Source organism: Bradyrhizobium sp. WYCCWR15520, assembly GCF_056174665.1.
In genome coordinates, this window is the sequence record NZ_JBWBWM010000048.1 from 1 (window position 1) to 12,916 (window position 12,916).

The 12,916-nt window shown below is 62.9% G+C and carries 17 protein-coding genes and 1 pseudogene; 7 read left to right on the forward strand and 11 right to left on the reverse strand.

Features of this window, described 5'->3' with window-relative positions:
* Positions 1–120 precede the first annotated feature (120 nt).
* Entirely contained in the window at positions 121–954 is an 834-nt protein-coding gene (locus AC0QUY_RS36055) for a cobalamin-binding protein (RefSeq protein WP_475390843.1), read from the reverse strand.
* 80 nt (positions 955–1,034) lie between these two features.
* On the opposite strand from AC0QUY_RS36055, the gene AC0QUY_RS36060 reads away from it, so the two are divergent.
* The gene (locus tag AC0QUY_RS36060) at positions 1,035–1,433 is read left to right on the forward strand and encodes a PaaI family thioesterase (RefSeq protein ID WP_161854287.1); all 399 of its coding nucleotides are present in this window, start codon (positions 1,035–1,037) and stop codon (positions 1,431–1,433) included.
* Between the two features lie 150 nt (positions 1,434–1,583).
* Here AC0QUY_RS36060 and AC0QUY_RS36065 read toward each other — a convergent pair whose 3' ends face one another.
* From AC0QUY_RS36065 to AC0QUY_RS36075, 3 genes are all read right to left on the reverse strand, one after another.
* Positions 1,584–2,624 carry a phenylacetaldoxime dehydratase family protein gene (locus AC0QUY_RS36065; protein WP_475390776.1) on the reverse strand — a complete coding sequence of 347 codons (1,041 nt, stop codon included), beginning with the start codon at positions 2,622–2,624 and terminating at the stop codon, positions 1,584–1,586.
* 29 nt (positions 2,625–2,653) lie between these two features.
* Entirely contained in the window at positions 2,654–3,667 is a 1,014-nt protein-coding gene (locus tag AC0QUY_RS36070) for a carbon-nitrogen hydrolase family protein (protein ID WP_475390778.1), read from the reverse strand.
* Positions 3,668–3,843: 176 nt separating this feature from the next.
* Positions 3,844–4,797, reverse strand: a complete 954-nt coding sequence (locus tag AC0QUY_RS36075) for an AraC-like ligand-binding domain-containing protein (RefSeq protein ID WP_475390780.1) — start codon at positions 4,795–4,797, stop codon at positions 3,844–3,846.
* Positions 4,798–5,060: 263 nt separating this feature from the next.
* Here AC0QUY_RS36075 and AC0QUY_RS36080 point away from each other — a divergent pair, with 263 nt between their 5' ends.
* Positions 5,061–5,693, forward strand: a complete 633-nt coding sequence (locus AC0QUY_RS36080; protein WP_161854291.1) for a GNAT family N-acetyltransferase — start codon at positions 5,061–5,063, stop codon at positions 5,691–5,693.
* An 80-nt stretch (positions 5,694–5,773) separates the two neighbouring features.
* Here AC0QUY_RS36080 and AC0QUY_RS36085 read toward each other — a convergent pair whose 3' ends face one another.
* Positions 5,774–6,076, reverse strand: a complete 303-nt coding sequence (locus tag AC0QUY_RS36085; protein ID WP_057862860.1) for a hypothetical protein — start codon at positions 6,074–6,076, stop codon at positions 5,774–5,776.
* A 145-nt stretch (positions 6,077–6,221) separates the two neighbouring features.
* Entirely contained in the window at positions 6,222–6,908 is a 687-nt protein-coding gene (locus tag AC0QUY_RS36090; RefSeq protein ID WP_475390782.1) for a DUF2161 domain-containing phosphodiesterase, read from the reverse strand.
* 395 nt (positions 6,909–7,303) lie between these two features.
* Here AC0QUY_RS36090 and AC0QUY_RS36095 point away from each other — a divergent pair, with 395 nt between their 5' ends.
* Positions 7,304–7,819, forward strand: coding sequence for a GrlR family regulatory protein (locus tag AC0QUY_RS36095; RefSeq protein WP_475390783.1), 516 nt, complete (start codon positions 7,304–7,306; stop codon positions 7,817–7,819).
* Here the strand turns inward: AC0QUY_RS36095 and AC0QUY_RS36100 are convergent.
* The 3 genes and pseudogenes from AC0QUY_RS36100 to fabG all read right to left on the reverse strand — a co-directional run bounded on the left by AC0QUY_RS36100 (position 7,816) and on the right by fabG (position 9,014).
* Positions 7,816–8,071 (reverse strand): annotated as a pseudogene (locus AC0QUY_RS36100) (ParE family toxin-like protein). The gene AC0QUY_RS36095 and the pseudogene AC0QUY_RS36100 sit on opposite strands and share 4 nt — an antisense overlap.
* Positions 8,068–8,268, reverse strand: coding sequence for a hypothetical protein (locus tag AC0QUY_RS36105; protein ID WP_475390785.1), 201 nt, complete (start codon positions 8,266–8,268; stop codon positions 8,068–8,070). The pseudogene AC0QUY_RS36100 and the gene AC0QUY_RS36105 overlap by 4 nt, the downstream one beginning before the upstream one ends.
* A gap of 65 nt (positions 8,269–8,333) precedes the next feature.
* The gene (fabG, locus tag AC0QUY_RS36110) at positions 8,334–9,014 is read right to left on the reverse strand and encodes a 3-oxoacyl-ACP reductase FabG (RefSeq protein WP_475390787.1); all 681 of its coding nucleotides are present in this window, start codon (positions 9,012–9,014) and stop codon (positions 8,334–8,336) included.
* Between the two features lie 128 nt (positions 9,015–9,142).
* Between fabG and AC0QUY_RS36115 the strand changes: the two genes are divergently transcribed.
* The 3 genes from AC0QUY_RS36115 to AC0QUY_RS36125 all read left to right on the forward strand — a co-directional run bounded on the left by AC0QUY_RS36115 (position 9,143) and on the right by AC0QUY_RS36125 (position 10,921).
* On the forward strand, positions 9,143–9,850 hold the full coding sequence (locus tag AC0QUY_RS36115) for an SGNH/GDSL hydrolase family protein (protein ID WP_161854296.1): 708 nt from the start codon (positions 9,143–9,145) through the stop codon (positions 9,848–9,850).
* 105 nt (positions 9,851–9,955) lie between these two features.
* Complete coding sequence (locus AC0QUY_RS36120) at positions 9,956–10,156, forward strand: hypothetical protein (protein ID WP_161854297.1); 201 nt, start codon at positions 9,956–9,958, stop codon at positions 10,154–10,156.
* 72 nt (positions 10,157–10,228) lie between these two features.
* Positions 10,229–10,921: a hypothetical protein gene (locus AC0QUY_RS36125; protein WP_475390788.1), complete on the forward strand. Its 693-nt coding sequence runs from the start codon at positions 10,229–10,231 to the stop codon at positions 10,919–10,921.
* A gap of 291 nt (positions 10,922–11,212) precedes the next feature.
* Here the strand turns inward: AC0QUY_RS36125 and AC0QUY_RS36130 are convergent, their stop codons facing one another.
* On the reverse strand, positions 11,213–11,959 hold the full coding sequence (locus AC0QUY_RS36130) for a tyrosine-protein phosphatase (protein ID WP_161854299.1): 747 nt from the start codon (positions 11,957–11,959) through the stop codon (positions 11,213–11,215).
* 92 nt (positions 11,960–12,051) lie between these two features.
* Here AC0QUY_RS36130 and AC0QUY_RS36135 point away from each other — a divergent pair, with 92 nt between their 5' ends.
* The gene (locus AC0QUY_RS36135; RefSeq protein ID WP_161854300.1) at positions 12,052–12,369 is read left to right on the forward strand and encodes an MliC family protein; all 318 of its coding nucleotides are present in this window, start codon (positions 12,052–12,054) and stop codon (positions 12,367–12,369) included.
* 93 nt (positions 12,370–12,462) lie between these two features.
* Here the strand turns inward: AC0QUY_RS36135 and AC0QUY_RS36140 are convergent, their stop codons facing one another.
* Positions 12,463–12,666 carry a DUF2735 domain-containing protein gene (locus AC0QUY_RS36140; protein WP_475390789.1) on the reverse strand — a complete coding sequence of 68 codons (204 nt, stop codon included), beginning with the start codon at positions 12,664–12,666 and terminating at the stop codon, positions 12,463–12,465.
* Between the last annotated feature and the right edge of the window lie 250 nt (positions 12,667–12,916).

The window sequence follows — 12,916 nt, forward strand, 5'->3', positions numbered from 1 at the left end:
ACACCATCAATGTGAGGGACGACCGCCCGCCTTCCAGGCAGGTCGCGCGAAGCGCGCCACCCAACACCGCCGTAGCAAGCGCGGCTTGCCTGGAGGGTGGACCGGGGCCCGTTACCCCATCTACGACACCGGCGAAGGCCACAACGCCTTCACGATCGCGTCCAGCCCATCCGTCAGCGCCGCCGGTCCCGGCTGCAGGATGATCGTCGATTTGATCTCGACGATGCGGTTGTTGCGCACGGCCGGGATATCGCTCCAGCCGGGACGCTGCCGGATACGATCCGGCACCACCTTCTTGCCGCACCAGGAGGCGAGGATCACATCGGGCGCCGCGTCGCGCACCGCATCAGGCGAAATGATCCGGTCCTTGGCCGCCTGCTGAAACCGCAAGTTCGGCAGCGCGTCCTCGCCGCCGGCGATCTCAATCAGTTCGGACACCCACCCGATGCCGGAGATCAGTGGATCGTCCCATTCCTCGAAATAGACCTTTGGCTTCGGCGCGGGCCGGGGCGTCGCCGCGATGCGTGCGAGGCGCTCTTCGAAGTTTCTCGCGAGTTGATCTGCGTGCCCCGCCGCCCCGACCATAGCACCGAGCGTGCGGACCATCGCGAAAATGCCGGCGATGTCGCGCTGGTTGAAGACGTGGATGGCGATCCCGGCGCGCACCAGATCGGCGACGATGTCCGCCTGAAGGTCGGAGAAGGCCAGCACGAGATCCGGCTCGAGCGCCAAAATCTTCGGAATGTCGGCGGAGATGAAGGCGGCGACCCGCGGCTTCTCGCGGCGGACCTGCGGCGGCCGCACCGCATAGCCGGAGACGCCGACGATGCGGTCCTGCTCGCCGAGCAGGTACAGCGTCTCAACGGTCTCTTCGGTGAGGCAAACGATCCGGCGGGGTGGGAACTGGCCATGCCGGAGAATGCCGAATTTCGGCCCGCATGTCACGGCAGCCATTACCTCGGAGGTCATTGCCTCATTTACCGGCAGCCGCCATTCTGCCCGGGAAATCACGTCGAAGAAAGGCCGGAGGACGAATGACGCCGCTCGAGAAAATCCAGTCGATGAGAATGCCGTTCGCGGAACTGAAGGGCGTGACCTTCACGGAAGCAGGACAGGATCGGGTGGTAGCAAAGATGCTGGTGCGGCCAGATCTCTGCACGCTGCGGAACACGATTCACGGCGGCGCTGTGATGGCGTTGGCGGATTCGGTCGGCGCCGCGGCGACCGTCATCAACCTGCCGGCGGACGCCAAGGGCACGACCACGATCGAGAGCAAGACCAATTTCATCGGCGGCGCCAAGGAAGGATCGACCGTAATCGCCACCGCCACGCCGGTGCATCGGGGACGCCGCACCCAGGTCTGGCAGACGCGGCTGGAAACCGAGGACGGCAAGCTGGTCGCGATCGTGACCCAGACCCAGATGGTGCTGTAGCGTCAGCGCCTGGCGCAAATGCAGTCAATGAAATAGTGCTTCACGGGAGTTCGTCATGCAGGGCATCCACGTCTTTGCTTCAATGAAGTAAGAGAAACGTGGATGGCCGGGACAAGCCCGGCCATGACGGCTGCATTCTCACTCGGGTTCTCAGGCCGCTTCCACCGCGTTCAGCATCCCGGTTTGCGGGTGACAATCCACATATTCGAAAAGCTGCTCGTCGGCGCGGGCGATGGTGACCTCGTGGTAGAGCCGCAGTTTCGCGGCCGGCCCGAGCGTCGACAGGTATTTCATGGCGGCGCCGAAAATCTTCACATGGGTCGGGTGCGATTCCGCCCAACGTTCGAGCGCCGACAGGCTTTTCCACCAGCTCATGCCGTAGGATTTTTCGGTCACTGCGCCGTCGGGGCCAACCACCGTCATGTAACGGTTGGCGTAGCAGCCGATCGAGCGGCCATGGTCGCGCAGGAAATCCATGCCCTCGCGCAGCACCGGCTCGACATCGCCGAGATACATCTTGCGCTCGGCGGCTTCGGTGTCGCCCCAATCCTGGCCCGACCGGATCAGGCAGAGATTATCATGCGGGATGATCCGGATGCGCGCGCCGTCGCGGTTCGCGCGGGCAGAGCCTGAAGGCGCCATCTCGCTGGTTTGGGATAGTGGGATGCGGTCGCGCATGCCGCCCCAATAGGCGTGCTCCAACACCTCGCCGCTCATGCCGTCGGCGAGAACGGCGACGCCTTCCGGCCTTCCAAGCGAAGAGAACAAGGTCTCATAGCCTTCCACGGAGGGGTAAAGCGCCTCGATGAAAGTGCCGAACCCGTCATTGGTTCGCTCGCCGCCGGTCCAGTGCTCGCGCACGGGCGGAAACCAGCGATCGAATGCTTGCCGATCGTCCCAATAGGCCACCGTGACCACGTTGGTGAAACCTGCCTCGTCAACGTAGCGCGCGCGGTCCCAATGCGTTGGGCCGTCCTTGGCCGCGAAATCCGAGGCAAGCCGGGCCAGCGCCTGCTCGGCAGCGATCGATGGCGTTCCGCGGGTCTGGAGGCCGAAATAGGCCATCACCACCCGCGTGACGCTCGGTTTGTGCCGCGCCACGAACGACGGGTAGGGCGGCGCATAATCGTCGCCGACGCGGCGGTGACGCGTTCGCGCGGTTTGCAAATGTGCCGGGATTGCGGATTCCATCGGCCTGCTCCTTGTCAGAATGGACGCGTTCAGGCCTGCAGCCTGATTTCGCTCAAGACTTCGGCATCGACGGGCAGCGAGAAATGCTCGACGCGGTTGGCGCGCGTGGTGTTGAGCAGCAGCCGCGTGACGTCGGGCCGCGAATAATGTCCGGCCGGATCGGCGGCGTTCTTCGCCACCCCGATCATGCCGAGGTCGATGTCGGCGTACAGAATGCCTTCCTGATCGGGCGGAAGTTTCTCGGCAAGCGAACTGCCGTCCGGCCCGTAGATCACGGCGTGGCCGCCGCCGGCATGCAGGAAGGCGTGCTTTTCAGGAGAGTCGCAGAGCTCTTCGATCATCGCCTGCGAGACCACCGCGCAGGGGCCTAAGAAGAAGCAGGAGCCTTCGACCGCATAGACCTTGCTGGCGGCGTTGTTGACCTCATGGCCGAGCGCATGCGCGAACGGATCGTACAGCGAAAAGCTCGGCCATGCCCCGACATGCACCTGTTCGTTCTGGGCATACATTGCGTATTTCGACAGCGGCTGCAGATGTTCCCAGCAGCACAGCGCGCCGAGCCTGCCGACGTCGGCGCGATCATGCACGGCAAGATCGCTGCCGTCGCCTTCGCCGAACACGGTGCGTTCGGCATGGGTCGGACGCAGCTTCCGGCGTTTGGCGATGGTTTCGCCGTCGGGACCGATCAGCCATTGTGCGATATAGAGGCTGCCGCCGTCGCGTTCGGACAATCCGAGCACCGCGGTCAGCTTCGCGCGTTTGACGGCGTTGCGGATCTTTTCCGCCTGCGGGCTGTCGAAGGCGAGCGAGTTGTCGAAATAGCGCTGCACAAAGCCGCGGCCGATCGCCCAGGCCGGTGCGCCGAGCCAGATCTGCCACGGATATCCGGGGATGAAGGTTTCCGGAAACGCAATCAGCTTGGCGCCGTTCGCGGAAGCTTCCTCGACCAGGGCGATGGTCTTGTCGACGGTGGCGTCGAGATCGAGAAAGACCGGCGCCGCCTGAACCACCGCCACCTTGTATTTCTGATGAACCAGACCCATCGCACCCATCCTCTTCGCATTTTTGACCGACACTTGCTGGGAGCGAGCCTACCGCCACGGCCACGGCCGTCGCTTGTCCGCGGCGGAACGAAAACTTGTCGTAACCGGCAGGCGGACGCGTCAGTGCCGCTGACACTCGGCGTGCGATGGGAAGAAGAGAGCGGAGCGGGGAGGCGTTACTTGCCCGTCTGCTCGCGCCATTCGCGCGGCGAGACGCCAAACCGCTGTTTGAAGATGCGGCTGAAATGGGCGAGATCGTTGAAACCCCACGCGAAGGCGATCTCGCCGATGTGCCGTGCCTGACAGGCGGGGTCGGCAAGGTCGCGCCTGCAGCGTTCCAGCCGTTGCGTCTGCACATAGAGGCGGAACGAGGTCTGCTCGTCCGCCATCAGGTCGCTGGTGTAACGCGGCGAGATTCCGACCGCGGCTGCGGTGCGCGGCAGCGACAATTCGGGATCGGCAAGATGCGTCAGGATATGGTTCTTGAGCCGATAGAGCAGCGCCGAGCGGTGGGCCGACTGATCCGGCAATCGCGCATGCAGCCTGTCTGCCAGCGTCATCGCCAGCAGGTCCAGTGCCTGGTCGAGCAGGCGGCTTGCGGCGGCGGGATCGACCTGTTCGATCGTCTTGCTGACATTCAGCGCGAAATCGTAGGTCAGCCGTTCGAGCGGACGATCGCCGGCGAACGTCGTTGCGGTCAAACCATCGAACGAGCCGATGCGCTGCTGCAGCAGCTTGCGCGGCATCTGCAGGATGGTCTGCGAAAAGCAGTCGTTGAAGCGCAGCTCGTAGGGGCGGGTGGTGTCGTAGATGACGAATTGTCCCGCGGAGACGTCCGCCTCGCGGCCGTCCTGGAAGACGCCGTTCACGCCGCTGTTGCCGAGCGCCATCAGCACGAAATCTTCGCTGGCGCGCGCAATTCGCGACGGCGTGCGGAATACCCGCTGCGCGGTGGAATCGACGCGCGTGAACGCCGCAGGCCCGATTCTGGATTGCGATACCGAGCCCCAGAACGCGCCGCGCAAATCCGATTTGCAGTCGAGGCCAACGAAAGTGTCGCAGACGATGTCCTGCCACACCGCAAGCCGGCGGTCCGGGAGGCATGAACGCGTGTCGAGCACCACAGCCAAAACGGGCCTCCGCGAGCAATCCGGGTGTGTTGCCTCAAGCCTTGGTTTGTTCGGAAATAAGCAGGCGCCATGCCAGTCTGCGCCGGGCGGCGAATCTTAACAATTGGTTAATGGCGCCGCCGCTAAAGCGCTGCAAACATTGCTGTTATTTAAGGCAGTATACGGAGCAACCCGGTCTTGTATTTGATGTTGCGATGCACAATATTGGTGGTCTAGGGATTCGACGCCTCCTCGAAGGGCCTTTCTGAGAGGAGTTTTGGACTATGTACCTCACCGTTATTGCGGCCGCGCTCGCCAACAGCAGTGTGCGCACGCTCAGCCAGCAGGAAGAATTGCCGCTGTTGCGCGATCACCTGCTGCGGCTTGATCGCATCAGCCGCCGCGACCGTTTCCATGGCTTCATGGACGACAGCTTCATCGAGCGCTACGCCGAGAAATGCGCCAATGACGGCACGGTCATCATTGCTTTCTTCGAAGATGGCGTGGTTCGGGGCGCGGCAGAGCTGCATCCGCCGGATCAGTCGCCGGATTCGCTTCCCGAGATCGCCTTCAGCGTTGAAGCGTCGGTGCGCCGTCGCGGCGTCGGCAGCATCCTGTTTCGCAAGCTGATCGCGGTGGCGCGGGCCAAGGGCTACAAGAGCCTGCGGATCACCACCGGCGCGCAGAACGAGGCGATGCGGGCACTTGCCAGCAAGTTCGGCGCGCAACTCGTCTTCCGCCACGGCGAATCGACCGGCACGATCGATCTGACGAAATATGATCAGGCCGAGTTCGCCACGTCTTGGGTCGAGAACGCGGTGAATGCAACGCGCGCGGCCGTGGCCTTCAACCGCGCCTATTGGCGAATGCTGCTTCGGATGGCTAGTACCGCGCCGTCGGAGTGGGGCGCCTCGTAAGCCAGGGACGCACGTCCAAATCCAGCGAATTGCCCAAGGGGCGATTCGCTGGACACAATTCAGTGAATGTTTTGATCTTGTCAGGTGCCGGTGCGCTTGTCGTTGCCGAAGCGCCTGACGACACGGCGCTCGACCACGACGGAGCGCTGCGCGCCCGCTTCGCCCGCGATGACGCGGGTCGCCGATCGCGCCATCGCGCGGCCGGTCTTCTTCACTTCCGCCAGCACTTCCTCATAGGGCAGCCCCATCAGTGCGGCGGCGATTTCCGCCTGCTGCTGCTGATCGTCGGTGATTCCCACCGCGGCGAAGATTGCCTCCTCCAGCGTCGGCGGATCCCGCCGGACGCGTCGTGTGCCGTATTTCGTGTTCCAGTCTTCGCTCATAGGGGCCTCGCATTGACTTGCCGAGATACCTAGGTGCCCTAATGTTGCATTGCAATATGAATTTCGCATGGCAATACAGCCATGCGTCAACAATCCCTCAAATCTGGTTGGCCGTGCGGTTTCGATATTTTGATCGGTCCGCGCGTCAGGGCGCGGAATTGCCGGCCGCGGGCAGATCCAGCGGCTGTTGCGGCCAGCGCTTCAACGCGGCATGGCCCGCATCGGTGAGGACATAGATACCGCGCTCGGCGCGATCGAACCAGCCATAGACGTTATGCAGCAGGATTTTTCCGGCATCGGGAATCTCGGAGCGCAGGTCCCGGACGCGTCGCGGCCCGCCCGACAGCGCCGAGGCGCAAGCCAGCGCCTGCTGGCGATAGGCCGTCATGATCGGCGCGCGCGTCGATCCGCCCAGGACGGGATCGCCCTTGCGCTTCTGATGCTCCGCGATCAGGCGCGAGCGTTTTTTGGGGGCGCGGCGGGGGGCTGATGTCGGCGGCTTCACGATCACCTCGACATCGCCGGTATTGGTGACGGCGAGCATGCCGAAACCAAGCCGGCGGCAGAGATTGCGGTAGCGCGCGTCGCTTTCGCGGCCCTTGCCGCGCGCGGATAATTTGGCCGCGAGCCAGACCTCGTCGGCGGCGCCGGCGCGGTCCACCGCCTGCAGGATCAGTTCCAGATTGAAGGAAAGCTTCAGTTCACCGATCACCACGATCGGCGGGTCGTCGCCGCTCAGCGCGACCAGGTCGCAGCCGCCGACCTCGCCCTTGACCGTGAAGCCGAGCTTTTCGAGGAAGCGTTTGACGGGGAGATATAGCGCGGTTTCCAAAATCTGCTCCGGCGGCGCCGTGGCCGCGACTCAATGTCCGGACTTTAGCCGAATTCCGGCAAAGCGTTTGATCGGGCCGCACTGCGGCGGCTATTCTGGGCGCCGGGGGACAAGGCCATACGGCAAATGGACGGAACCTGCGAATCCAGTGTTCGCGGGTCGAATGGTATTTGCCGGACTAGAAGCGAGCAGGGGCGTGCTGAAAGGACTGTACAAATTCCGTTTCACGACGGAGCGCGGGGAAGGCTCGGGCGTGATGTTCGCGACAGCGGGCGGCAGGCTCTATGGCGGCGATTCCGGCTCTTCCTTCGTCGGCAGCTTCGCCGAGGCTGACGGCATCGTCTCTTGCGAGGTGACGATGTCCCGCCATTATCACGATCCCAGATACGTGCCGATTGTTCGAGGTCGAACATGCCGTGATGAACTTCACGGGCAAGCCCCGCGGCGGGGAAATTCACTTCGAGGGCGGCAGCGCGGCCTTGCCCGGCGTCCATTTCACGACCGTTCTGACCCCGATCGATGTTACCGACGCGCCGCCGCCTGGTGAGGTCGGGCCTGACGCGATCGGCAACGGACTGTATTCGATCCACATTCGCATGCTCGACGGCATCGATGCCGGCAATACCGGCGTCATGATGCTGCGCGACGGCCGCATCCGCGGCGGCGACGCGTTCTTCGATTATATCGGCGCGTATTCGGCGGCGAACGGCAAATGGAAAGGCGAACTCGTCAACCGCGAGCATACGCCGGCCATAAGCGAGCGGCCGATATTCGGCGGCCATGAAGTCGGCATCGGTTTTTCCGGCACCTACGACGCTGATGGCGCCGAAGGCGAAGCCACCGCACTCGCGGGCAAGCGCAGCATCCGCTTCAAGGCGGTGCTGCGGAAGCTGGTGGACGTCGAAGACTAGCCGATTAGCCGATCGTAGTCAGCGTGAGAGCCTATCCAGAACCAAACATAGACGTCGTCGACTTCAACAGCCAAAGGCACGATACCGCAGTCCGACACGGGCAGACCAATACCGACCGACTCTTTTGAATTGGAGCGAAGGATGGCGCGGATCGCGCTTGAGCAACGCAAAGTTGGCATCAGCCAACTTCTGGATCGGCGAAGGCAATGTTCGGTAAGCGTCCCAAAACCTTGGCGATGCTGAGTGTTTCACAAGTCCCGGGATTTGCCGGCGCGATATGCCGCAACGGCCTCCTCTGCAAATGCGTCGAGCTTGCCGGCGTGCGCATCACGTTCGATGGCTGCGTCGAATCGATCGGCGTCAAACGATTCAAACCAGGCACGAAACCTCGCTAATTCTCGAGGCGGCAGTTGCTCGACGGCCTTTTCAATGTCTTCGGCTGTTGTCATTTCAACAATATAACACCCCCGAAGCGCAGCGCAAAGCCGTGCGACTGAATGGCTGGAGATGCGATCTAAACCCTCCCGTTCACCGGTAGCAGCGCGCCGGTGATGGCGCTCGCCGCGTCGCTGGCGAGGAACAGGATCACCTCGGCCAATTCCTTCGGCGCCACCCATTTGGCGAAATCGGCTTTGGGCATGCTGGCGCGGTTGGCTGCGGTGTCGATAATCGACGGCAGCACGGCGTTGACGGTGATCTTGCCCTTCAGTTCGGCGGCAAGCGCCTCGGTGAGGCGATGCACGCCGGCCTTGGAGGCAGCGTAGGCGCCCATGCCGGCACCTGCCTGCAGCGCGCCCATTGCGCCGACATTGACGATGCGCCCGGCACCCGATGCGACGAGATGCGGGATCGCCGCGCGCGATGCGTTCAGCGCGGTCATGACGTTGAGCGCGTACATCCGCTGCCATGTCCTGGGATCGCCATCCGCCACCGTTTCGAAGGCGAAGCCGCCGGCGATGTTGATCAGCGCATCGAGCTTGCCGAAATGCGATGCGGCGGTGTCGATGGCTTTCCTGGCTTGCGCCGCGTCGGTGAGATCGACGCCGCCAAGTTCGAACAGATCGGCTGTTGCCGGCGCTTGCGTCGGGGCGTGATCGACGCTCGCAATCCTGGCGCCGCGCGCCAGCGCCTCGTCGACGACGACGCTGCCAAGTGCGCCGAGAGCCCCCGTCACCACAATGACCTTTCCGTCCATGATGGCCTCCGTACGCCGAGGAAACAGGGGGATCGCAGCCTAGCGCCGAGAGCTTTTCATTTGCAATGCGGCTAATTTCAGTATCCAAATACGAGCGCGCGACCAATCGCTCCCGCGGAGGATGTAACATGCCCGACGCGACCAGGCCCTGCGAGACACATCCTGATCTCGTCAGCTTCAAATACCCGCTGCGGTATTTCAAGGAAGCTCTCAGGTACAGGCGAAAGGTCAAGATCGTCGCAATTGGATCGTCCTCGACGGCGGGCGTCCTGCCGGTCTTGCCTTATCCGCCCCGGTTGGAGTTGCTCCTGCGGAACAAATTCAATTTCTACGGCCGGATGATCGACGTGCTCAATCGCGGGATCAAGGGACAGGAGTCTCCGGAGGAATTATCGCGCCTCGAGACCGATGTGATCGATGAAACACCGGCGCTGGTCATCTGGCAGGTCGGCACCAACGCCGTATATCGGAGCGCCAGCTATAATCCGGATGAAGTGGGAGAGGCGATCACGGTCGGTCTTGATTGGCTGGCCGGCTTGCAGATGGATGTGGTGCTGATGGACCTGCAATATACGCAAGTGATGGTTGACCAAGCCCACCTTGAGCAGTCCAACGCGATGGTGAAGCGGATAACGGCCATTGGAGAGAAGGCCGGGGTCAACGTCTTCCGCCGCTTCGCGCTGATGAAGCGCTGGGTCGACGACGGCATTCCGATCCTCGATCTGGACGATGGAGAAAACTCCCACCTTCATACCGGCGAATGGGCGACCAATTGCATCACGCATGCCCTTTCCGACGCGATCGAGCGGGCGGTCGAAATGGACGGCGTCACGTAAGACTACGGTACGAGGCAAATCGATAAAATTTGCCGGAGTTCTGTAAGCCGTTTGCAGACTCCGTTCGCTAGAACCGGACACCAACAAAAGGCAGGGGAATTTGTCATGGGTTTGGTAGATCACGGTTTACCGCTTGTTCAGCTTAAGGAGCAACGGCGCGACCTGGTCGTAGCGCTGCAAAATCGCAGCGGTCCGGTCTCGAGCTGGGAATTGATGCAGATCGCCGCGATCCAGCAGGCGATCTCGGCGTTCGAGGACGTCATCGCCGATCTCGATGCCGAAATGGAAATGGAAGCGGCGGCCTGAGCCGATAGGCGCGGCCTTCTGCAACTGCCACGGCCCGCTTTACGGCCCGTGCGCGGGGAGTAAGGTCGCGGTATGCGTCGCGCTCTGGTCTTTCCACTCGTTCTCCTCGCGTTGCATGTGCAGCAGGCGACGGCCGTGCATGCCCAGGCCTGCGTCGCCGATCATCATGGCGGGCTTGTCTGCGGCGAGGGCAAGGCCGCGATGCGTGTCGTCGCTGACACCATTTCGCCCGCGAAGGATTACGCGTTCGCCTGGCGCAGCGCGCAGGGCCTGCCGTCAGGCAGCGATATTCCCGACGATATCGAAAACGTCCTGATCCGCATCAGCGATGGCGCGGTGCTTGCCAAGCTCGGCGGTGAGTATTGGGCGACCGGCGAGATGCGCGCGAACCGCTACGAATTGATTGCCGCCTGGTCGCCGGACAGCCGATCCGTCATCGAGGTTGCGAACAGCCGCTGGGAAAGCGATTCCTTTGCCTACTACCGGATTGATGGTGCGACGGCGACGAAGCTCGATCTGCGTGCGCTGGTCGAGCCTGTGATGACGGCCAGGCTGCCGCCGCGAAATCGCCAGGGTAATTCCTTCCGCGTGCGGACGGATCAGCCGGTGACGCTCGATGCGCGCGGCCGCCTGAGCTTTACCGCGATGCTCTATGTGCCCAAGAGCGAAACCAGCAACGACTACAAGGTACAGATCAACGTCCGGACGACAGGCGGCAAGCCGACCGCGCAGGTCGTGTCGATGCGGCGGGTGAAGGCGGATTAGGTGCGTACCCATCATTTCGGTCCGTGTCAGCTCTGCTTCTAAAGCGACGCGGCAGCGCGTCGTTGCGAATGCCGCGGACTTCGTCGCATACTGCGCCCCCTGAGTGTGAGGGTAGCCCGTCCGAGGTATTCAGCTGTTCACCAAGGCACTGTATTCTGCCTGTAGGGCTTGCCGGAGAAGCGGAGCGGTATTCCCGAGTTTAGGATTGTCGGGTTGGCGGAAGTACCCAGCCTTGGCGATCCGAGAGAGGAGCCCCGGCGCGCGCAGCGTCGGGGCTCTCTTTCTGCGTTGTCAGCCTTGCAGATAGCGCGCTTCGAGATGGGCGCGCTCGGCTTCGCCGAGACCGAGGCCCTCGCGGAGATAGGTCTCGAGATCGCCGTAGTCGGCGTCGATGGCCTCGAACGCGGCGGCGAGGAACGAGGCCTGCACCGAACCAAGCACCTGCCTGATGTCGTCAGGCAGGTCGGTGCTGTGATTGGGATCTCGCCGGTAGAAGCGGTTGGTCAGGAGATAGTCTTCCGAAATGATGTCCTCGGAAACGCCGAGCGCATGCAGGATCAGCGCGCAGGCAAAGCCGGTGCGATCCTTGCCGGCGGTACAATGGATCACCAGCGGCGCGCGGTCTTCCAGCAAATGCGCAAACAGCGCCCGGTAGTGCCGCGTGTTCTTCTGTACGTAGCTGCGGTAGGAGTCGCGCATCACCTCGACGGCGTGGTCCGTCGACAGCGGTGTGCCGGCAGCCACGATCGCGCGCAGCGCCGCGACCACCGTGGGTTCGACCGGCAGCGAGTGGACGGTGATTTCCGGCATGCCGCACAGGGCGGCGGTGCGCTCCTCGGTGCCGCGAAAGTCGAACGCGCTGCGGACGCCGAGCTCCCGCAGCACGGAGACATCGTCACCGGTGAGATGACCGAGATGGTTGGAGCGAAAAATCTGCCGCCAGCGCACGGTCCGGCCGTCGCTGGTGGGATAGCCGCCGAGGTCGCGGAAATTGCTGGCGCCGGAGAGGTTGAGATGGCGGGCAGGGGAATCTGACATCAATGCAGCAGGGGTTCGAACGGAGAATATGGAACGGATCGGGTGTCGTTCCGGCCCGTCTCGTCTATACTGAACTCTCACGGGGGCGAAACATGAATCGGCGGAACATCACGATTTTTGGCGCGGCGCTGGGCCTCGCCGCGGTTGCAGTTACGGCATCGCCGGCGTCGGCGCAGTCCAGCTTCCGGAACTATCGTTGCACCGACGGATCGCAATTCATGGTCGGATTTTTCCAGTACGACAAACGCGCCCATCTGCAACTGGACGGCAAGGCGGTGACGCTGCCGAGGCGTTGGACCCTTTCGGGCTCGCGTTATCAGGGGAAGGGCGTGACCTTACGGATCACCAAGGCCGGGGTTACCACGCTCAAGCACGCCAGACGGCGGACCACGACGTGCGAGCAGACATGAAAAAGGGCCGAAACGCTTTCGTTCCGACCCTTTTCTAGTTCTCCGTCCGCGCCTCGTTTGCCGGGCGCGTCCCTGCCAAACACCTCCCAGGCATCAGTGATCCCGCTCGTTCTTGGCGTCCTGGATTGCCGCGGCGTGGTACCAGCTATCGCAGCAGTCAGCGAGGTTGACCGGCTGGGCAGCGGCAAACTCGGTCACGGCTTTGGTCTCGCCATAGCGACGTCCGCCGAGAGCCGCCCGGCCCCCGGTGGGGAATTGGTAGATCTTGGCAGTCCCCTGATTCAAACCCGTAGTCATCATCGCAAGTCTCCTTATGTCGAAGCGCGAGCCTCCATGCTGCGCCCGACTCGTTCTTGACTGGTTACGTAAGTCGATATTGTCGGTGCCCCGGGCGGGTGCAAGTGACCAAGAGAGCGGCAGTTTTTGTCTATTTCGTAGGCAGTTTCAGCGCTGCTTCCTGCGAGGCAGCGATCGCGTGACCAACGCGTGGGCCGACGGGATGGTTGCTCGGGGAGGCCGGCTGCCCGCACAAGGACTTCGAAAGGGT